At 72.2% G+C, this 18,907-nt stretch carries 17 protein-coding genes; 14 read left to right on the top strand and 3 right to left on the bottom strand.

The window, feature by feature from the left end; all coding sequences use genetic code 11:
- Nucleotides 1-23: 23 nt before the first annotated feature.
- From ACZ6RT_RS33120 to ACZ6RT_RS33105, 4 genes are all read left to right on the top strand, one after another.
- The gene (locus ACZ6RT_RS33120; RefSeq protein ID WP_470157806.1) at nucleotides 24-1,886 is read left to right on the top strand and encodes a SpoIIE family protein phosphatase; all 1,863 of its coding nucleotides are present in this window, start codon (nucleotides 24-26) and stop codon (nucleotides 1,884-1,886) included.
- A 141-nt stretch (nucleotides 1,887-2,027) separates the two neighbouring features.
- Complete coding sequence (locus ACZ6RT_RS33115; protein ID WP_470157804.1) at nucleotides 2,028-3,131, top strand: anti-sigma factor RsbA family regulatory protein; 1,104 nt, start codon at nucleotides 2,028-2,030, stop codon at nucleotides 3,129-3,131.
- A 139-nt stretch (nucleotides 3,132-3,270) separates the two neighbouring features.
- A complete protein-coding gene (locus tag ACZ6RT_RS33110) occupies nucleotides 3,271-4,440 on the top strand; it encodes a glycosyltransferase (RefSeq protein ID WP_399197292.1) in 1,170 nt (389 codons plus the stop codon).
- Nucleotides 4,441-4,664: 224 nt separating this feature from the next.
- Nucleotides 4,665-5,468: a glycoside hydrolase family 16 protein gene (locus ACZ6RT_RS33105; RefSeq protein ID WP_399197291.1), complete on the top strand. Its 804-nt coding sequence runs from the start codon at nucleotides 4,665-4,667 to the stop codon at nucleotides 5,466-5,468.
- Nucleotides 5,469-5,589: 121 nt separating this feature from the next.
- On the opposite strand, the gene ACZ6RT_RS33100 is transcribed toward ACZ6RT_RS33105, so the two are convergent.
- Complete coding sequence (locus ACZ6RT_RS33100; RefSeq protein WP_399197289.1) at nucleotides 5,590-6,693, bottom strand: PucR family transcriptional regulator; 1,104 nt, start codon at nucleotides 6,691-6,693, stop codon at nucleotides 5,590-5,592.
- A 76-nt stretch (nucleotides 6,694-6,769) separates the two neighbouring features.
- Here ACZ6RT_RS33100 and ACZ6RT_RS33095 point away from each other — a divergent pair, with 76 nt between their 5' ends.
- Nucleotides 6,770-7,696, top strand: coding sequence for a proline dehydrogenase family protein (locus tag ACZ6RT_RS33095; RefSeq protein WP_344903954.1), 927 nt, complete (start codon nucleotides 6,770-6,772; stop codon nucleotides 7,694-7,696).
- Nucleotides 7,696-9,321, top strand: a complete 1,626-nt coding sequence (pruA, locus tag ACZ6RT_RS33090; protein WP_399197287.1) for an L-glutamate gamma-semialdehyde dehydrogenase — start codon at nucleotides 7,696-7,698, stop codon at nucleotides 9,319-9,321. The genes ACZ6RT_RS33095 and pruA overlap by 1 nt, the downstream gene beginning before the upstream one ends.
- A 247-nt stretch (nucleotides 9,322-9,568) precedes the next feature.
- Here pruA and ACZ6RT_RS33085 read toward each other — a convergent pair whose 3' ends face one another.
- Entirely contained in the window at nucleotides 9,569-9,982 is a 414-nt protein-coding gene (locus tag ACZ6RT_RS33085; protein ID WP_470157800.1) for a type II toxin-antitoxin system VapC family toxin, read from the bottom strand.
- Entirely contained in the window at nucleotides 9,979-10,203 is a 225-nt protein-coding gene (locus ACZ6RT_RS33080) for a FitA-like ribbon-helix-helix domain-containing protein (RefSeq protein WP_470157798.1), read from the bottom strand. The genes ACZ6RT_RS33085 and ACZ6RT_RS33080 overlap by 4 nt, the downstream gene beginning before the upstream one ends.
- Nucleotides 10,204-10,704: 501 nt before the next feature.
- Here ACZ6RT_RS33080 and ACZ6RT_RS33075 point away from each other — a divergent pair.
- The 8 genes from ACZ6RT_RS33075 to glf all read left to right on the top strand — a co-directional run bounded on the left by ACZ6RT_RS33075 (nucleotide 10,705) and on the right by glf (nucleotide 18,603).
- The gene (locus ACZ6RT_RS33075) at nucleotides 10,705-11,160 is read left to right on the top strand and encodes an STAS domain-containing protein (protein ID WP_470157796.1); all 456 of its coding nucleotides are present in this window, start codon (nucleotides 10,705-10,707) and stop codon (nucleotides 11,158-11,160) included.
- A gap of 213 nt (nucleotides 11,161-11,373) precedes the next feature.
- The gene (locus ACZ6RT_RS33070; protein WP_470157794.1) at nucleotides 11,374-12,264 is read left to right on the top strand and encodes a copper resistance CopC family protein; all 891 of its coding nucleotides are present in this window, start codon (nucleotides 11,374-11,376) and stop codon (nucleotides 12,262-12,264) included.
- A 220-nt stretch (nucleotides 12,265-12,484) separates the two neighbouring features.
- Nucleotides 12,485-12,844 (top strand): cupredoxin domain-containing protein, encoded by a 360-nt coding sequence (locus ACZ6RT_RS33065; protein ID WP_470157792.1) that lies wholly within the window; start codon nucleotides 12,485-12,487, stop codon nucleotides 12,842-12,844.
- Nucleotides 12,845-12,853: 9 nt separating this feature from the next.
- Nucleotides 12,854-14,170 (top strand): hypothetical protein, encoded by a 1,317-nt coding sequence (locus ACZ6RT_RS33060; protein WP_399197332.1) that lies wholly within the window; start codon nucleotides 12,854-12,856, stop codon nucleotides 14,168-14,170.
- 422 nt (nucleotides 14,171-14,592) lie between these two features.
- Nucleotides 14,593-15,930 carry a family 1 glycosylhydrolase gene (locus ACZ6RT_RS33055; protein ID WP_470157790.1) on the top strand — a complete coding sequence of 446 codons (1,338 nt, stop codon included), beginning with the start codon at nucleotides 14,593-14,595 and terminating at the stop codon, nucleotides 15,928-15,930.
- Nucleotides 15,930-17,093 carry a glycosyltransferase gene (locus ACZ6RT_RS33050; protein ID WP_470157788.1) on the top strand — a complete coding sequence of 388 codons (1,164 nt, stop codon included), beginning with the start codon at nucleotides 15,930-15,932 and terminating at the stop codon, nucleotides 17,091-17,093. The genes ACZ6RT_RS33055 and ACZ6RT_RS33050 overlap by 1 nt, the downstream gene beginning before the upstream one ends.
- Nucleotides 17,090-17,395, top strand: coding sequence for a hypothetical protein (locus tag ACZ6RT_RS33045; protein ID WP_399197335.1), 306 nt, complete (start codon nucleotides 17,090-17,092; stop codon nucleotides 17,393-17,395). Before ACZ6RT_RS33050 ends, ACZ6RT_RS33045 begins: the two co-directional genes overlap by 4 nt.
- 23 nt (nucleotides 17,396-17,418) lie before the next feature.
- A complete protein-coding gene (glf, locus tag ACZ6RT_RS33040; protein WP_399197336.1) occupies nucleotides 17,419-18,603 on the top strand; it encodes a UDP-galactopyranose mutase in 1,185 nt (394 codons plus the stop codon).
- Nucleotides 18,604-18,907: the final 304 nt, after the last annotated feature.

Here is an 18,907-nt window from a genome sequence, read left to right as displayed (position 1 = left end):
CCGCCCCCTGACGAGGACGACCATTGACCGACGGTATTGGCCTTCAGACCCTGGAGCAGGCGCTGAGCGCCCTGACCGCCAGGATCTCCTCCCTGCGTGAGGCGAAGTCCGCCTACCCCGCGGACCCCAGGTCCACACTCGACGCGGCGCTCGCCGAGCTCGACACCGCGCGTGAGCTGCTGGACGCCTCCGTGCGCGAGCTGCGCAAGGCGCCCAAACGCTCCGGTGAGCGCGAGAGCGGGTCCCAGCGGGAACTCAAGCTGCTGCGGCAGGTGTTCCGCACCTTCCCCATCCCGGTGGTGGTGCTGGACGCCTCGGGAGTGGTCCGGCGGATCAGCGCCGAGACCTCCCGGATGCTGGGCAGCCCGGCCGGGTACCTGATCGGCCGCTCGTTCCCGCTCTTCGTGGACGTCTCCCGGCGGGCGGCGTTCCGCTCGCACCTGACCGCGGTGCAGCAGGGCGGCCAGACCGCGACCCTGCAGACGCGCCTGGCCCACCAGGGCCGGGCGCACACGGTGCAGCTGGCCGTGACCCGCCTGACGATGCCGGGCGAGCCGCAGGAGATGGTCGCGGTCATGATCCTCCCGCTGGAGGCCCAGGTGCCGGGCCCTCCCCCGGGCCCGGCCGACCGCTCCGACGCCGTCCTGGTGATGGCCGCGGCACGCCGGCAGGAGCTGCTGTCCAGGATGACCCGGCTGCTGCTGGACGAGGAGAGCCTGCGCCAGCCGGTGACGGTCACCAGGGCCGCGCGGCTGCTGGCCGCCGAGTGGGCCGACTGGGTCTTCGCCGACATGATCCGGGACGGCATGCCCAAGCGGGCCTGCGTGCTCGGCCCGAGCGACCGGCCGGTGACCCAGCTGGTCCGCCTGGCCGAGCAGATGAACCCGCTGACCGCGCCGGGCGTCGCGCACGTGCTGACCGGCGGCTCCGGCGTGGTGCACGAGATGCTGGAGGACGACGGGCTGCTCGGCGACGTGCCGGGCGGGCCTCCGCTGCTGCGGGTGATGGGCGCCGCCTCGGTGCTGATCGTGCCGATCGGCGGCGGCGGGGGTGACGTGCTGGGCTCGCTGACCCTGGTGCGGCTGCGCGACCGCGAGCCGTTCACGCTGGCCGATCTCGGCCTGATGGAGGAGATCGGCGCCCACCTGGGGCTCGCGGTGCGGGCCCGGCGCAGCTTCCAGACCCGCTCGCGGGCGGCCGACGCGCTGCGTACCAGCGTGGTGCCGCGGAGCCTGCCGGACATCCCCGGGTTCGAGGCGGCGGCGATCTACAACGCGGGGTCCAGCCCGGTCGGCGCCGAGTTCTACGACGTCTTCCCGTCCAAGGACGGATGGGGGTTCGCCCTGGGCGGCGCCGCGGGCAAGGGCGAGGAGGCCGCGTCGGTCAGCGCCATGGTCCGCAACGGCCTGCGCGTGCTCAGCGTCTGGGAGTCCGACCCGGGCGAGGTGATGCGCAAGCTGAACCAGGCCCTGACCGCCCAGAACAACGGCATGTTCGTGATGGCCGTGACCGGGTTCATCCGGGCGCGCAGGATCAGGCTGGCCAGCGCGGGCCACCATCCCGCCGCGCTGCTGCAGCCCGACGGCGGGGTGCGGTTCACCGCGGGGGGCGGCGTGCCGCTGGGCATCGCCCCGGAGGCCGAGATGTTCACCGAGGAGCTCACCCTGACCTCGGGCCAGACCCTGGTGTTCTACTCGGACGGGCTGGTCGCCTCGCAGAACGAGGTGGGCGAGTCCTACGGCGAGACCAGGCTGGCCGACGTGCTGGCGCGCTGCGTGGCGCAGAGCCCGGCCACGGTCGTCAAGACCGTGGAGGAGGACCGGCACGCGTTCTCCGGCGGGCGGGTATGGGATGAGATCGTGATACTCGCCTTTCGTGTCGTATAGCGTGACCGGCGGGGCATGATCGGCGGCGCGACCGGCGGACGTGCCCCTCGGGCACGACCGGCCGGGCGGGAGCCCGCGTCCGGCCCGGTGACCAGGGCCCGCCGGTGGCCGGACCGCGTACGAGGGAGTGGGGCGGCCTTCATGACCTCCGTTCACCGGGCCGCGGTCCATGCCGCCGGGTCCTTCGCGCACCAGGCCGCGATCCACGACTCCGACGAGCGTTTCCTGGCGGTCGCGCTGCCCTTCGTCCGGGACGGGCTGGCCCAGGGCGACCCGGTGATGGTCACCACCACCCCGGCCAACCTGGAGCTCCTCGCGGACGCCCTGGGCCGGGACGGCCGCCTGGTGGACTACGCCGAGACCGCGTTCCTGGGCCGGCGCACCGTGGAGCGTGCCACCGCCTTCCACCGCTACTGGCAGCGGCGCGGGCCCGAGGCCCCGCGGGGCGGGCACGTGCGGATCCTCGCCGAGCCGGTGTGGACCGGCCGGGCACCGGCCGACGTGCGGGCCTGGCAGCGCATGGAGGCCGCTCTGAACCTGCTGCTGCGCGGCACCAACATCTGGATGATCTGCCCGTACGACGCCAGGACAGCCGCCTCCGGGGTGCTGGCCGCGGCCCGGCGCACCCATCCGTGGCTCTGCGAGGACGGCGCCGTGGCCGTGCCCTGTCCCGAGTACGCCGACCCCGCGGCCTTCATCGCCGAGTGCGACGCGGTCCCGCTCCCGCAGCCGCCCGCGGACTCGGCCGTGGCGCGGGTGGAGACGCTGCACGCCCTGCGGACGTTCGTCAGCGGCCAGGCGTCGTTCCTGGGGCTGAACCGTGACCGCGCGGCCCTGCTGGCGGTCGCCGCCCACGAGGTGGCGGCCGTGCTGGGGCCGCCGGTGACGGTACGGCTCTGGGAGCGGCTGGGCGCGATCGTCTGCCAGCTCGACCGCAGGGGCGGGCGGATCTGCGACCCGGTGGCGGGTCTCCGTCCGCCGGGGTCCCCCGCCGGTCCCGCGGCCGCCTTCTCGGCCGGCCCCTCGGCCCCTTCCGCCGCCTCCGGGACCGGTCCCGCCGGGTCGGCGCCCGGCGCGGTGGCCGGTTCGGCGATCGGCCCCGCGGCCGATTCCGGGGACGGGATGTGGATCGCCCGCCAGCTGTGCGACCGTCTCGACATCCACCATGACCTGGGCGGATGCGTGGTCCAGCTGCGCGTCCCCAGCGCCAGGGCCGAGGAGTCCAGGCAGAGCCGGAAGTATTGAACGCTTCCTTCTGGGTAGAAGGGTTTGGCTTCGGCGCCGTTCAGGGTATGGTTGTCCCCATACAGACGTGTGCCTAAGACGCAGGCACCCCTGAAGGAATTACAGGCTTTCCATGCCTATCTCCTCCCAGAGGTGTGCCGTGAACATTGCATTCGTCTCCTCCGAGGCTCTCTCCTCCACCCAGGACGAGTCCGACCTCGCAGCCCAGCGCGCTCACCTGATGGCAGTGGCCCGTGAGCTCGGCCGCGAGCACAAGGTCACCATCTACACCCGCCGCAACTCCGACTCGGACAAGTCCCGGGTCCGCGTGTCGCAGGGCGTCACGCTGGAGCACCTCACCGCCGGTCCGGCCGAGAACCTGCCGGAGGACGGCGTCCTTCCCTACCTGTCGGACCTCGGCGACCAGCTGATGGACCGCTGGGGCCAGGACCGCCCGGACGTGATCCACGCCCACTCCTGGACCGGCGGGCTGGCCGCCATCGCCGGCGCGAACGGGCTCAACGTCCCGTTCACCCAGACCTTCAGCAGTGAGAGCTCCCGCGACGCCAAGGACGCCAAGAAGGTACGCGTGCAGCGGGCCATCGGCCGCCGCGCCAGCGCGGTGATCGCCGGGTGCGGTGACGAGGAGACCTCGCTGATCCGCCTGGGCGTGCCGCGCCGCAACATCTCGGTCATCCCGTGCGGCGTCGACGTCGAGCGGTTCCGCCGCCAGGGCCCCTCCGCCGCCCGCGGCACCCGTCCCCGCCTGCTGCACGTCGGCCCGCTCGCGGCCGACAAGGGCGTGCACACCGCGATCCGCGCCCTGGAGGGCGTCCCGGACGCCGAGCTGATCATCGCCGGTGGGCCCGCGGCCACGGAGCTGGAGCACGACGCCGACGCGCACCGCATGATGCTGCTGGCCAAGGAGATCGGCGTCGAGGACCGGATCACCGTGCTCGGCCACGTCCCGCACACCTCGGTGGCGAAGCTGATGCGCAGCGCCGACGTGGTGTTCTCGCTGCCCAGGGAGGCCCCGGCCGGGGTCGTCGCGCTGGAGGCCATGGCCTGCGGCGTGCCCGTCATCGCCTCGGCGGTGGGCGCCCACCTCGACTCCGTGGTGGACGGGGTGACCGGCCTGCTGGTGCCCGCCGACCGCCCGGCGCAGACCTCCCGCCTGACCCGCGAGCTGCTCGCCGACCCGACCCGGCGTACCGCCCTCGGCTTCGCCGGTGCCGACCGCGCCCGGTCCCGCTACTCGTGGGAGCGGATCAGCCAGGAGCTCGTCCACGTGTACGAGACGGCCCTGTCCGGCGCCGCCGCCGCCCACTAGCCGTACCGCCCGCGGCGCCCGGTGCGGCGCCGCCGACCGGCATCGAGACCGGGGACCCCGACGGGGTCCCCGGTCTTCTTCGTTCCGCCCTCCTCGGCGGCGGGCCTTCGACGCGTTCCGCCCTCTTCCGCGACGGCCTTTGCCTCCGTACGGGAAAGGTGAGGGACGGATGCGAAATCGCGATACCTCTGTTACTGGAGTGCAATCGTTGCTTTGATGGGCCCATGTCGATTCGTGGCACGTTCCTGGGCGTCCTGGCCGCAACGCTGGCGCTCTCCGCCCTGCCCCCGGCGCACGCGTCCGCGGGGGCGGCCCTCGCCGCCGCACCGGGCACGCCCGCCGGTGCCGTCTCCGCCGGTGGGACGGGCACGTCCGGCACCCGCTCCTGGGGCGCCCCGGTCCTGGTGGAGAACTTCGACGGCAGCCGGGTCGACGGCCGCCGGTGGGTCGTCTACCACTCCCCCGGCGCCGGGACCAACCCGCGTACCGGCCGGGCCTCGACCGTGAGCGGCGGTGCCCTGCGGCTCAAGGGAGGCTTCTACGGTGGCCGGGACCTGTCGGGGGGCATCGCGACCCGTACCGCGCAGCGCTACGGGCGCTGGGAGGTGCGGCTGCGCGCCGAGCGCGGCGCCGGGTACACGCCGGTGGCCCTGCTCTGGCCGTCCGACCAGGGCGGCGGGGAGTACGCGGAGGTCGACTTCGCCGAGATCATCGACCCGTCGCGCAGGTCGGGCGGGATCTTCGTGCACCGCGGCGAGCGGCCCCAGGCGCAGCGGCAGATGCGGGCCGACTTCACCCGCTGGCACACGGTGGCGGTCGACTGGCTGCCCGGACGGCTGACGTTCTGGCTGGACGGCAGGAAGGTGTGGGACTACCGGGGGCCGAACGTGCCCAGGAGCCGTTCCATGCACCTGACGCTCCAGAACGACGTGACGTGCAACCAGTGGTCGCCGTGCCGCAACCGCTCCACTCCCCCGACGGTCAGCATGTACGTGGACTGGGTGAAGATCTACCGGGCGAACGTCTGACGGCCCGCGGGGGACCGCCCGCGAGGCGGGCCCGTCGAGCCGTCCGGGCACGGACGGGCCGCGGGACACGGGACCACGGGCGGGACACGGGACCGCTGGCGGGCCGCCCGGGAGCGCGTCCTCAGAGCAGGTGGCCCGCCTTGAGGGCGAGGTGGACCAGCAGGCGTTCCTGGCCGTCGGCCAGGTCGCGGCCGGTGAGCCGCTCGGCCTTGGCCAGCCGGTAGTAGAGCGTCTGGCGGTGCACGCCGAGCGCGGCCGCGGTCTCCTGGGCGTGACCGGCCCGGTCCAGGTAGCCCTCCACGGTCCTGGCGAGCTCCGGGTCCTCGGCCAGCCGGCCGGTCTCCCCGGCCAGCTCCCGCAGCCGGTCCCGGGACATCCGGGTGAGCATCCGGTAGACGCCCAGGTCCGGCCAGGCGGCCACGGGCGCCAGCGCGGGCACCCTGGTGGCGACGTCGAGGGCGTGCACGGCCTCGTCCCAGCTCCGCCAGGCCCGCGCGGCCTCCTCGCGGGGACCGCCGAGACCCGCCGTCGTGCCGTACATGCCCTGGACCCTGGCGGCCAGCTCCCGTGCCTGGCCCGCCGGGACCAGCAGGGCGGCCAGCGGCTCCCCCTGCCGGTCCCCGCCGTCCCTGCCCGGGAAGGCCGGGTCGGCCAGCACGCCGCGCGGCAGCGTCCACAGGGCCGCGACCCGGTCCGGTGAGCCGCGCACGGCGATCGCCGCGACCGGGCCGCGCACGTCCAGCCGGGCCAGGGCCCGGGAGCGCTCCTCGGCGTCGGAGGAGAACAGCTCGCGCAGCCCGGCGCCCAGGTCCTGGCGGCTGCGGGCCTCCTGGGCGAGGACGGCGGCGGCCCGGGAGACCAGGTCGGCGACGGAGGCGAGGGCGTCGTCGCCGAGCGTGCCGTCGTCGAGGAGCCACAGGTAGCCGTAGGTCACCCGGTGGTGCCGCAGCGGCACGCAGACCCGGGCGAGCACCCCCAGGGCGGCGTCGGCCGGGATCCGCACGGGCCCGGGGGCGACGGCGATGCCGTACCCCTCGAAGTAGGCCCGCACCTGGTCCGTGGCGCGGCGCCGGAGGATGGACTCCCGGCGCACCACGTCGATGTCGCCGCTCTGCGCCGCGTACGCCAGGAGCTGGAAGGAGCGGTCCTCCAGGGTCGCGGACGCGCCGAGCCTCGCGGCGATCTCGTCCACCGTCTCCTGCAGCACCCGACCATTGTCGTACATCTGTATGAACACTCCCGTCGGCGGTCGTGGCAGATGCACATGACCGCCGGTCGGGGGCGGGTTCTAGGGTGGGGACATGCTCGGTTCCCTGCTTCTCGGTGCCTCCCGGTCACCCCTGGTACGGCGCGCGGTCTCCGGCGTGCCGGTGACCCGCAAGGTCGTCGACCGCTTCGTCGCGGGCGAGACGCCCGCCGACGCGGTCGAGGCGATCCGCGGCCTGACGGCCGCCGGCCTGACCGTCACCGTCGACCATCTGGGTGAGGAGACGCGGGACGCCGACGCCGCCGCCCGGACGGCCGGGGCGTACGTCACGCTGCTCGGCGCCCTGACCGAGCTGGACCTCGGCGACCGCGCCGAGGTGTCGGTGAAGCTCTCGGCGGTCGGCCAGGCCCTCGGGGCCGACGGTGCCAAGATCGCGACGGAGAACGCGCGGCACGTCTGCGAGGCCGCCCGCGCCTGCGGGGCGACCGTGACCCTGGACATGGAGGACCACACCACGGTCGACTCCACCCTGGAGACGCTGCGGGCCCTGCGCGAGGACTTCCCCTCCGTCGGCGTCGCCGTGCAGTCCTACCTGTTCCGCAGCGAGGCCGACTGCCGCGACCTGGCGCATGCGGGCTCCCGGGTCCGCCTGGTCAAGGGCGCCTACGCCGAACCGGCCTCGGTGGCGCACCAGAGCAGGACCGAGGTCGACCTGGCCTACGTGCGCTGCCTGCGCATCCTGATGTCGGGTGCGGGCTACCCGATGGTGGCCACGCACGACGACCGGCTGATCTCCATCACCGAGACCCTCGCCGACCGGTTCGCCCGGGCGATCGGCGACTACGAGTACCAGATGCTGTACGGGATCAGGGCCGACAAGCAGCGGGCCCTGGCCGGAGCCGGTCACACCGTGCGCGTCTACGTCCCCTACGGCGACGACTGGTACGGCTACTTCATGCGCCGGCTGGCCGAGCGCCCGGCGAACATCGCCTTCTTTCTGCGTGCCCTTGGAGGCAAGTGATGGATGCCATCTCCACCGTTCCCGCCCCGGTCAACGAGCCGGTGCTCGGCTACGCGCCCGGCAGCGCCGAGCGTGCCGCGCTGGAGGCCCGCGTCAAGGAGCTGTCCGGGGCGCAACCGGACCTGACGATGACGATCGGCGGCGAGCGGCGGATGGCCGCCGGCGCCTCGATCGACGTGGTGCAGCCGCACAACCACGCCTCGGTGCTGGGCCGCACCGCCGACGCCGAGGCCGCCGACGTGCGGGCGGCGATCGACGCGGCCCTGCGGGCGGCGCCGTCCTGGCGGGCCCTGCCCTTCGACGAGCGGGCCGCGATCTTCCTGCGCGCCGCCGACCTGCTGGCCGGGCCGTACCGGCAGACGCTGAACGCCGCGACGATCCTGGGGCAGTCCAAGTCCGCGCAGCAGGCGGAGATCGACGCCGCCTGCGAGCTGATCGACTTCCTGCGCTTCAACGTGGACTTCGCGCGCCGCCTCCAGAGCGACCAGCCGCTCTCCTCTCCCGGGGTGTGGAACCGGATGGAGTACCGGCCGCTGGAGGGCTTCGTCCTGGCGATCACGCCGTTCAACTTCACCGCCATCGCCGCGAACCTGCCCTCGGCCCCGGCCCTGATGGGCAACGTGGTCGTCTGGAAGCCCTCCCCCACCCAGCAGTTCGCCGCGCACTTCACCATGCGCCTGCTGGAGGAGGCCGGGCTGCCGCCGGGCGTCATCAACATGGTGACCGGCAACGGCAAGGCCGTCTCGGAGGTCGCCACCGTCCACCCGGACCTGGCGGGCATCCACTTCACCGGCTCCACCGCGACGTTCCAGCACCTGTGGTCCACGGTCGGCGCCAACATCACCTCCTACCGGTCCTACCCGCGGCTGGTCGGCGAGACCGGCGGCAAGGACTTCGTGCTGGCCCACCCCTCGGCCGACCCGGCCGTGCTGGTCACCGCGCTGGTCCGCGGCGCGTTCGAGTACCAGGGGCAGAAGTGCTCGGCGGCCTCGCGCGCGTACGTGCCGCGCTCGCTGTGGTCGGTGATCCGCGACGACCTGGTGAGCACCGCCGAGTCGCTGACCGTGGGGGACGTGGCCGCGGACCTGTCGACGTTCATGGGCGCGGTCATCGACGCGCGCGCGTTCGCCAAGCACAGGGAGGCCATCGACCGGGCCCGCTCGCTCGACTCGATCGACGTGCTGACCGGCTCCTACGACGACTCCACCGGCTACTTCGTGCGGCCGACGATCCTGCGGTCGTCCGACCCCACCGACGAGATCTTCGTCAAGGAGTACTTCGGGCCGATCCTCGGGGTGCACGTCTACGACGACGCGGACTTCGAGAAGGTCATGGACGGGGTGAACGACGCCTCGCCGTACGCGCTGACCGGCTCGATCATCGCCCGGGACCGTCACGCGATCACCCAGGCGTCGGAGCGGCTGCGGTTCGCGGCGGGCAACTTCTACGTCAACGACAAGCCGACCGGCGCGGTCGTCGGCCAGCAGCCCTTCGGTGGCGCCCGCTCCTCGGGCACCAACGACAAGGCCGGGTCGATCCTCAACCTGATCCGCTGGGTCAACGCCCGCACGATCAAGGAGACGTTCGTCCCGCCGACCGATCACCGTTACCCGCACATGGGGTGACGTCTCACGAAGCGGGTGGGCCCGGACTCAGGTGGGCGGGCTTCCCGGAGTGACCGCCTCACGGCAAGGCGATGCCCGGGCCTCGAATCGAAGGCCCGGGCATCGTCCGTGTCGGCCACGGCGCCGCTCGTCCACGGTCCGTCCTCGGCACGTCAAGCCCGGCCGGGCCGCGTGATGACCAAGATCATGGAGAACCCGGTGGAACCCCACCATGGACCGTCCGGGAGCCGGCGCATCGCGAGAGGACCTACAGCAGCGGTGGCGGGTAGCGGTGGATCTCCGCCCGGTGCCCGGTCGAGCCGGCGAACTTGGCGTCGTCGGTGATCAGCGGCACGCCCAGCAGCTCGGCGAGGGCCACGTACATGCCGTCGTAGGCGGTGAGGTTGTCGCGCAGTTCCAGCACTCGCCGTTGCAGGGACGGCATGGGATGGCGGACGATCTTGAGCTGGGCGTAGCGCTCCAGCATGATCTGGGCCCGCTCTTCCGAGATGCGTACCTCCGGCTTGCTGGTGATCACATGCCCGCGCACCACGGAGGCGATCTCCACGTCGATCAGCGCGGGGGCGTGCAGTCTGCGGGCCAATCGCTGGCGGAGCAGGTCGTCGCCCTTCACGTTGGCCAGCAGGCGGAAGACGATCGAGGCGTCGACGACCAGGCTCACCGGCGTCCCTCACGCAGCGTCTCGCGGACGAAGTCGGGATCGTACGGCACCGGCTCGTCAGCGGCGATCCTGGCCATCACCTCGTCCAGCGTCGGGGTGGCCGCCTCCTCGTTGAGCAGTTCACGCACATACGCCGTCAACGACTTGCCCTCACGCTCGGCCCGCATCTTCAGCGTCCGTTCGGTCTCCTGAGGAACATCTCGAATCTGTATGATCGACATGCATGCACTGTAGCATGCAGATTGCATGCTCACATCGGAATGGCGAGGCGGCCTCACTGTTCAGACCGGCCCTCGGATCCATATCGGCTTCCGGCGCAGCACCCGAGACGCGTCCTTCTCATCGACCGTCAAGGGGCCGTACACGAGTGGGGGCGGGGGTTGTAGAGGTCGTAGCCGCCCACCCGGCCGCAGGGGCCACGGTCAGCTCGTGCAGAAATCCCTCGAAGGTGTCGGTCGCCACCAGCAGCGACAGCAGGGCGTCCGACCAGGTGGGACCGGAGGGAAGGTCAACGGCGAAGACATGGCCCGCCCGCGATTTTCTGGCGCTGCGCCCCACCGGTCACCGGCGACGAGACGTCTGACCGACGCGTGCGAAGTACCTGCGGTGCCCCTTCCAGCCTTGCAGACCCGAGGAATGGTTAAGCCGGGCGGGGCGGGTAGGGGGATGCCGGTCCAGAGACGAGGCCGCCTTCCCCTCATACCCGCGAAGGTGAGCGTCCGATGTCTTCCGATCCCTTCCTCTCCTCCCCGCCGCCACGGCCGACGGCCGACGCTCCTGAGGCACTGCTGGAGGTGCGTACCTGGCGGCTGGAGTCGTTGCGGATTCTTCGCCTCCTGGGCGAGCTGGACGCCGTCACCGCTCCCCGCGTGCACGCCATCCTCGACGAAGTGGTGGGCGCCCGCGGTGAGGTCAGGCTGATCGTGGATCTCACTTCGCTGACCTTCATCGCCTCGGCAGGGGTGGGGCTGCTGGTGGAGATCCGCAGGCGGGTCGGCGAGCGCGGGGGACGTCTGATCGTGATCCTCGCCCCGGGCAGCAGTCCCCGGCGTCTCTTCGACCTGACCACCATGAGGGATTACTTCGAGGTCGCAGAAAGCCTGAGAGAGGCGGTGGACGTCCTGAAGCAGGCAGACGGCGACCTGGCACTGCCGGGTGGGACCGGCGAGATGCCGTAGGCGCGGGCCTCGCCGTTCTCGTCGTCCGCACCGTCTGCGGGCATGGCCGGGGACATCGGTCTCATCCGGCGTGTGCCGCCGCTCATAGCCTACTTATTTCCCTATATGTGACGTTCTTTCACCAGATGAGTACTGATCTTCTGTTCACAGGACACAAAAGCAGCTACTCTCAACTGGATTTGACCTTGAGCGGTTGAATCGTCCCGTGTTTCCATGGCCGGTGAGCCCTACCGGTGGAGAGCAGAGGTGGCGATGGCGCGCTGGTTGGGCCGGCTGCTCGCACTGGTCGTCGTCGCCGGCGCCGCGCTGACCACCCTGGCGACACCCGCGTCCGCGCACGGCCGGCTCGCGATGTCGACACCGGCCAAGGACAGCACGGTGACCGAGCCGATGGAGTCGCTCGCGCTGTACTTCACCGAGAAGCCCGCCCCGAACGCGTACTTCTCCGTCACCGCCCCCGGTGGCGCCCGCGTCGACCGGCCCTGGTCGCACGGGCGGCCCGAGCGCCTCGACGAGCCGGTCACGGAGTACAACCTGGTGGACGGCTCCTGGCAGCCGAAGCTGTACCACACCGGGTTCCCGGCGACCGTCCCGGTCGCGTACTGGCCGGAGCGGGGTCTGTACGTCGCCCGCTACGTGTCGGTCGCCTCGGACGGCGAGAAGGTCACCGGAGAGGTCAGGTTCACCTACAGGGGCAGGACGTCGGAACCGCCCAAGGGCTGGAAGGCGCCCGTGAACGAGCCCGATCCCGCACTGCTCGCCCACGCGGGACCCAGCGCCGCCGCGCCGTCGGCCGGAGCGTCGGCCGGAGCCGCCGCCCCCGTCACCCCGCAGGGCACGCCGCAGGCGGTGGCGTCGGACGCGCCCAGGCCCGCCGCCTCGGGCTTCGACCCGTCGGTGTGGCTGCTGCCCGCCGTCCTGGTCGCCGGAGCGGGGTTCATGATGATCCGGGCGGCACGGCGACCGTCGTCCCGGGGCACGGAGGTCCGGCGACGTGCCACCGGGCCGCCGGCGGGCACGTCCCCGGGACGGTCCGCGAGCGCGTCGCGCGGGCCGCGCGGCGCCAAGGCCGGCAAGGCGGCCAAGAGCGCCAGGCGACGCTGACCCGCCGCCCGCGCTCCGGTCCCGCAGCCACCATGCCGCCACCGCACCGCCACCACGTCGCCGTCATGCTCCGTCCTGCCGCGTCACCGCGACCCCGTACCGATCCGCCGTCCTCGCCACCGTGCCGGCTCGCCGCTCCGCACGTCGGCCTGACACCCCCTCAGGAGAACAGTCATGACGTCCCCCCCCTGCCCGCCGCCGCCCGCTGCCGGCCGCGCTCATGCTCTGCGCGGCCCTGCCGGCGGCCCTGCTGACGGCCCTGCTGACGGCCACGGCCTGCGGCTCGCCCGCCGCGGCTCCGGCCCCCGGCGCCTCGACGGTCAAGGAGATCACGGTGGCCGTCACCGGACGGCAGGTGACGCCCCCTCCCGGACGGATCGACGTTGCCAAGGGCCAGACGGTACGGATCACCGTGACCGGTGACACGGCCGACGAGGCGCACGTGCACGGCTACGACAAGGCCGCGGCCCTGAAGCCGGGCGTCCCCGCGACGATCGAGTTCGTCGCGGACCGGGACGGCCTGTTCGAGGTCGAGACCCACGGGTCGAAGCTGCAGCTGTGCCAGCTCGTGGTGCGCTAGGGCGGCGTGATGCTCCTGGCCCACGGCATCGGCGGTCGCCAGGACCTGCCGATCCCCTTCGAGGCCGCGCTGACCGGCGCGATCCTCGCCCTGCTGGTGTCCTTCGTGGCGCTGGGCGCCCTTTGGACCGAGCCGCGGCTGGGCAGCGACGTCCGCCACTCCCGCCCGCTGCCCTCCCTGCTCCAGAGGACGGTCTCCGCGCGGGCGTGGCCGTGGGTCTGGCGCATCGCCGGGCTCGTCGCGGCGGCGTACTTCTGCGTGGGCCTGCTCTTCGGCCCGGACCGCGTCGAGAACCCCACGGCGGGGGTGTTCTACGTCCTGTTCTGGGTCGGGCTGGTGCCGCTCTCGTTGCTGTTCGGGCCGGTGTGGCCGGTCCTCAACCCGCTGCGGACGCTGCACCTGCTGGCCTGCCGGGCTCTGGGACGCGACCCCGGCACCGGGCTGCGCCCGCTGCCGCAGGGTCTCGGCTACCGGCCCGCCGCCGGAGGTCTCCTCGCCTTCGTCTGGCTGGAACTGGTCGCCCCCGAGCGGGCCACCCTGCCCGTCATCGGGGCCTGGCTCGCCGTGTACGTCGTGTTCATGCTCGCGGGAGCGGTGCTGTTCGGGTCGCGCTGGTTCGGCCACGCGGACGCGTTCGAGGTCTACAGCACCCTCGTCGGCCGGCTCGCCCCGGTGGTGAGGGGCCCCGGCGGCGTCGTGACCTGGCGCAACTCGCTGGACGGCATGGCCGGGCTTCGGCCGGTGCCGGGGCTGACGGTGCTGGTGGTGGTGCTCCTCGGCTCCACCATGTACGACAGTCTCTCCAACGCCCCGATCTGGGTGCGCTTCGTGCAGGAGAGCTCGGTGCCGGCTCCGGTGACGGGGACGGTGGGCCTGCTGGCCGTCATCGGCCTGGTGCTCGCGGCGTACCGTGGCGCGACCTCGCTGGCCGGCCGGTGGGGCGCGGCCGAGCCGGGTACGACGGCGGGCGAGCTGGCGCACGCGGTGGTGCCGATCGCCGTCGGGTACGTGGTCGCCCACTACTACACGCTTCTCCTGCTGGAGGGGCAGCGGACCCTCGCCCTGCTCTCCGATCCGCTGGTCACCGGCGCCGACTGGCTGGGCACCGCGGGGTGGACCGTCCAGGCGGCCGGTACCTCCCCGGCCGGGATCGCCATGCTCCAGGTGACGGTGATCGTCGTCGGTCACGTTCTCGGCACCGTGCTCGCCCACGACCGCGCGCTGGCCCTGTTCCCGCGGCGGACCGCCGTCGTCGGGCAGATCCCGCTCCTGGTGCTGATGGTGGCCTACACGGTGGTGGGCCTGCTGCTCCTCTTCGCGGGCTGATCCGCCTGCCACGGAGGCCGCCACGGCACGAGGGGAGCGAGGCCGCGAGCGGCTCACGGTCGTGATCCTGGCCGCGCAGAGCCGTCCCCGGCGGCTTTTCGAGCCGACCCGCATGACGGAGCACTTCGAGACCGCACCCACGCTGGGACAGGCGGTACGCGCCCGTCCCCGATCGTTCGGTGACCGTACGGGGTGACGGCCCGGGGGCGGTGGGGCGACGATCGTTCTCGCGGGCCGGTTCACGGTGAGCGGCACCCTCCGTGGCCGGTGTCGTCACAACGATCGGCAGATGATGCATCAATATGCCTCAAGACGGGCATCTTAGTAACGAGTCAACTACGTTACGTGACAATGGCCTGTCGAGTCGGCCTTTCAGCACCGAGACGGCCGTCGTCCCGTCGTCACCGTCACCTGGAGAGTCCATGAGCGCACCCCGTCAGGCGGATATGTCGCCTCTGCCGCCGGTGGGGCGGACGTTCGTGGCCGGTTTCGAGAGCACCTACCTTCCCATGTGGAAGATCGACGAGCTGGACACGACGGGCCATGCCGCCCGGTGGCGGCACGACGTGGACGAGGTCCTGGCCGTCGGGGTGCGCCATCTGCGGTATCCGCTGCGCTGGCAGCGGATCAACCCGGAGCCGGGCACGTTCGACTGGGCGGAGACCGACGAGGTTCTCGGGTACCTCCACGACCGTGGCGTGGTGCCCGTCGTGGACCTGGTCCACCACACCACCTACCCCGACTGGCTGGCCGACGGCTTCAGGGACCGCGGGTTCGCGGGGGCCTACGTCGCCTACGCCGAGGCCGTCGCCGGTCGCTACCCCTGGCTGCCGGCGTACACCCTTTTCAACGAGCCCTTCGCCACCCTGTTCCTGGCCGGGCACGAGGCGCTGTGGCCGCCCTACGACCGGGGGGTGGAGGGGTTCGCCAGGCTGCTGTGCTCCGTCCTGCCCGCGATCGGCGAGGCGGCCCTGTGCTGGACGCAGACGCTGCCCGACGCCCGTCACGTGTGGGTGGACACCGGCGAGCACCACAGCGGCACGGGCCCGGGGGCTGACCACGCGCGGATGGCGAACGACCGCCGCCACGTGGTCCTCGACCTGATGCTGGGCCGTGACCTCGACCTCGATCGGCCCTTTTTGTCGCAGCTGATCGCGGCGGGCGGTGAGCCGCTGCTCGATCTGCCCGCCGTCCGGGTGGACGTCCTCGGCCTGGACTACTACTGCCACTCGGAGTGGTTCTACGGCGAGACCGGCGCGCGCGTCCCCTCTCCGCATCCCCTGGGACTGGCCGAGGTGATCGGCCAGTACAGCGACCGCTACGGGCTGCCCATGATGCTGACCGAGACGAACATCAGGGGGTTCCCGCCGGACCGGGCGTCCTGGCTGCGCTACACGCTGGAGCAGTACGAGCTGGCACTGTCACGCGGCGTACCCCTGCACGGCTACTGCTGGTTCCCGCAGGTCGACTCGTGCGACTGGGACTCGCTACTCGCCCTCCCGTCCCGGCGGGCCGACCCGGTGGGCGTGGTCGGCCACGGGCTCGACGGCTCCCGCGAGGAGTCGGTCTTCACCCGCGCGTGGCGGGCGGCCGCGGCGGGGGCCCCGGTACGGGAGCTGCCGGCCTACCGGTTCCAGGCCCCGTGCGAGGAGCAACTGGCCGGATTCCTGCCGGCGATGGCGGGATGGCCGTGGCAGGAACCGCCACGGCGGGACCGTGTCCCGCCGGTGACCGTACCGATCGACGCAAGGAGCCTGTAGTGATCGGCATACCCGTGGACCCCGATCTGGTCGTGTTCTCCCACCTGCGCTGGGTGTGGGTGTGGCAGCGCCCCCAGCAACTGGTCTCCCGGCTCGCGGCCGCGCGGGCGGGCAACGGCGCCAGGACCTGGTTCGTGGAGGAACCGGCCTACGCCGACGTGTCGTTCCCGCGGTTGCGGCGGGAGGAGCACGGCGACGTGATCCGGGTGTGGATGGACGTCCCGCGCGGCGGAAGCCTCCTGGAGGCCGCCTGCTTCGACGAGCCCGTCTCGGCCGGCTACGGACGTCTGCTGGCCGAGATGTTCGCGGAGGAGGACCGCCCCGCGGCTCCGGACGTGTGGCTGTACACGCCCATGGCCATCGACACGGCCCAGTCCCTGCGGCCGGGCCGGTTGATCTACGACGTGATGGACGACCTGGCGTCCTTCCTCGGCGCCTCGGCCGAGATGCGGGAGCGCCAGAGCCGGTCGCTGCGGGCGGCCGACATCGTCTTCACCGGCGGACGCTCGCTGCACCGCTCGGTCACCGACCGGCGCACCCATGACGTCCACTGCTTCCCCAGCGGGGTCGACAGCGCGCACTTCATCCTCGCCCGCGCCCTGCGGCGGCCGCACGACCGCCCGGTCGCCGGATACGTCGGGGTCATCGACGAGCGGATGGACCTGGAACTGCTCCGCGACCTCGCCGGGGAACTGTCCGACTGGACCATCAGGATGGTCGGCCCCATCACCAAGATCGACGAGGACGCCGTCCCCCGTGCCGGCAATCTGCACTACGCGGGACTGACGCCGTACGAGAGGCTTCCCGGGGAACTCGCCGGGTTCGACGTGGCGCTCATGCCGTTCGCCGTGAACGAGGCCACCCGTTCCATCAGTCCCACCAAGACCCTGGAGTACCTGGTCGCCGGGCTGCCCGTGGTCTCCACCCGCGTGCCCGACGTCGTCGCCGACTACGGTGACGTCGTCCACTTCGCCGACAACGCCGCGGGGTTCGCGCGGGCCTGCCGCGAGGTCGTCCGGCACTCGGCGGCCGACCGTGACAGGCATCTGCGTCCCATCCGGCGCCGTCAGGAGTGGGACGTCATCGCCGCCTCCATGGCGGCGCTGATCGACGACCTCGATCCCGATCGGCGATCGGTGGCCGCCGGGGAAACCGCCCTGTGAGCACCCGGGTGCCGCCGTCACCGTGCCGTCTCGCCCGCGACCTCGAGCGAGCCCACGGGCAGGGCGTCGGGGCCGCGAGCGCGGGCCTGCGGGATGCCGCCCTGGGCGCGGTGAGACTCACCGGATCGGCGGTCCCCCTGCTGGCCGAGGCGGCCGTCAGCTCGGCGACCCCCTTCCTGCGCGCGCCGCTGCTCGCCCGGATCTCCGCCGTCCTGCTCCTGCACGTCCCGGGCCAGGACGGGCGGTGCGCCAGCTGCGGCGTCCCGGCCCCCTGCCCGACCACCCACACCCTGCGTACCTGATCCCACCGGACGGAAGGCCGCTCATGTTCCTCGACTCCTTCGACCTGGTCGTGGTCGGATCAGGCTTCTTCGGGCTCACCGTCGCCGAACAGGCCGCCGGCCGGCTCGGTGCCCGCGTGCTGGTGCTGGAGCGGCGCGGGCACGTGGGCGGCAACGCCTACTCCGAGCGCGAGCCGGCCACGGGCATAGAGGTGCACTCCTACGGCGCCCATCTGTTCCACACCTCCAACGAGCGGGTGTGGGAGTACGCCAACCGGTTCACCTCCTTCACCGGCTACCAGCACCGGGTCCACACCGTCGTCGGCGGCCGGGTGTTCCCCATGCCGATCAACCTGAGCACCATCTGCGCCTACTTCGACCGGCACATGAGCCCCGACGAGGCTCGCGCGCTCGTGGCCGAGCAGGCCGGGGAGGTCGACCGGGGGAAGGCGGCGAATCTGGAGGAGAAGGCGATCTCGCTCATCGGGCGCCCGCTGTACGAGGCGTTCATCCGCGGTTACACACAGAAACAGTGGCAGACCGACCCCACCCAGCTGGCGCCGGAGATCATCACGCGCCTGCCCGTCCGCTACACCTTCGACACCCGCTACTTCACCGACACCCACGAGGGCCTGCCGACGGACGGATACACCGCCTGGCTCCAGCGCATGGCCGATCATCCGCGCATCCACCTGCGCCTGGGCGTCGACTACTTCGACCTGCGATCCGCCCTCCCGCCCGGTACGCCCGTCGTCTACACCGGGCCGATCGACCGCTACTTCGACTACTGCGAGGGCGAGCTGGGCTGGCGCACCCTGGACTTCGAGCGGGAGGTGCTCCCCGTCGGGGACTTCCAGGGCACGTCGGTGATCAATTACGCGGACGTGGACGTCCCCTGGACCCGCATCCACGAGTTCCGCCACTTCCACCCCGAACGCGACTACCCCTCCGACCGCACCGTGATCATGCGTGAGTACTCGCGGTGCGCCGGGCGCCGGGACGAGCCCTACTACCCGATCAACACCCCGAACGACCGCGTCGTGCTGGAGCGCTACCGCAAGCGCGCGGCCCAGGAACCGGACGTGTACTTCGGGGGACGGCTCGGTACCTATCAGTACCTGGACATGCACATGGCCATCGCCTCGGCGCTGACCCTGGTGGACAATCACCTGGAGGCGCGCCTGGACCGGCGGCGGTCCGTCGGCGCGGGCCGACCGGCCGGATCGTGAGCGGGTCCGCAGGCCACGCGGGGGCGGGGTAACACCTGAGAGTCGAATCAGCAAAAATATCTTTAAACGGCACAAGAAGGTTGTAAACATGTTTTTACCGCCCAAAGCAACCAAAAAAAGAGCTACCACCTTGGCCACCACCGCCCGCCTCCCCCTGGACCCCTCCTTCCGGATCGCCCCGGTCGAACCCCGGCTCTTCGGCTCCTTCGCTCCGACGGCGACGTCGACTCCTTCCTGGCCAGCGGCGCCGACATGGAGCACATGATCCGCTCCATCGCGGCCACCGCCGACCACGTGGGCGCCA

It is taken from the genome of Streptosporangium sp. NPDC050148, from assembly GCF_055586505.1.
Note: the sequence above shows the minus strand (reverse complement) of the source record. Positions and strands in the feature narration are given on the sequence as shown.

What these genes read in the sequence shown, in the direction of transcription:
- ACZ6RT_RS33060 (WP_399197332.1), top strand. Translation starts at nt 12,854, where the DNA reads ATGCTCCTGGCCCACGGCATCGGCGGTCGCCAGGACCTGCCGATCCCC.
- ACZ6RT_RS33105 (WP_399197291.1), top strand. Translation starts at nt 4,665, where the DNA reads ATGTCGATTCGTGGCACGTTCCTGGGCGTCCTGGCCGCAACGCTGGCG.
- pruA (WP_399197287.1), top strand. Translation starts at nt 7,696, where the DNA reads ATGGATGCCATCTCCACCGTTCCCGCCCCGGTCAACGAGCCGGTGCTC.
- ACZ6RT_RS33075 (WP_470157796.1), top strand. Translation starts at nt 10,705, where the DNA reads ATGTCTTCCGATCCCTTCCTCTCCTCCCCGCCGCCACGGCCGACGGCC.
- ACZ6RT_RS33080 (WP_470157798.1), bottom strand. Translation starts at nt 10,203, where the DNA reads ATGTCGATCATACAGATTCGAGATGTTCCTCAGGAGACCGAACGGACG.
- glf (WP_399197336.1), top strand. Translation starts at nt 17,419, where the DNA reads ATGTTCCTCGACTCCTTCGACCTGGTCGTGGTCGGATCAGGCTTCTTC.
- ACZ6RT_RS33070 (WP_470157794.1), top strand. Translation starts at nt 11,374, where the DNA reads ATGGCCGGTGAGCCCTACCGGTGGAGAGCAGAGGTGGCGATGGCGCGC.
- ACZ6RT_RS33055 (WP_470157790.1), top strand. Translation starts at nt 14,593, where the DNA reads ATGAGCGCACCCCGTCAGGCGGATATGTCGCCTCTGCCGCCGGTGGGG.
- ACZ6RT_RS33095 (WP_344903954.1), top strand. Translation starts at nt 6,770, where the DNA reads ATGCTCGGTTCCCTGCTTCTCGGTGCCTCCCGGTCACCCCTGGTACGG.
- ACZ6RT_RS33100 (WP_399197289.1), bottom strand. Translation starts at nt 6,693, where the DNA reads ATGTACGACAATGGTCGGGTGCTGCAGGAGACGGTGGACGAGATCGCC.
- ACZ6RT_RS33065 (WP_470157792.1), top strand. Translation starts at nt 12,485, where the DNA reads ATGCTCTGCGCGGCCCTGCCGGCGGCCCTGCTGACGGCCCTGCTGACG.
- ACZ6RT_RS33115 (WP_470157804.1), top strand. Translation starts at nt 2,028, where the DNA reads ATGACCTCCGTTCACCGGGCCGCGGTCCATGCCGCCGGGTCCTTCGCG.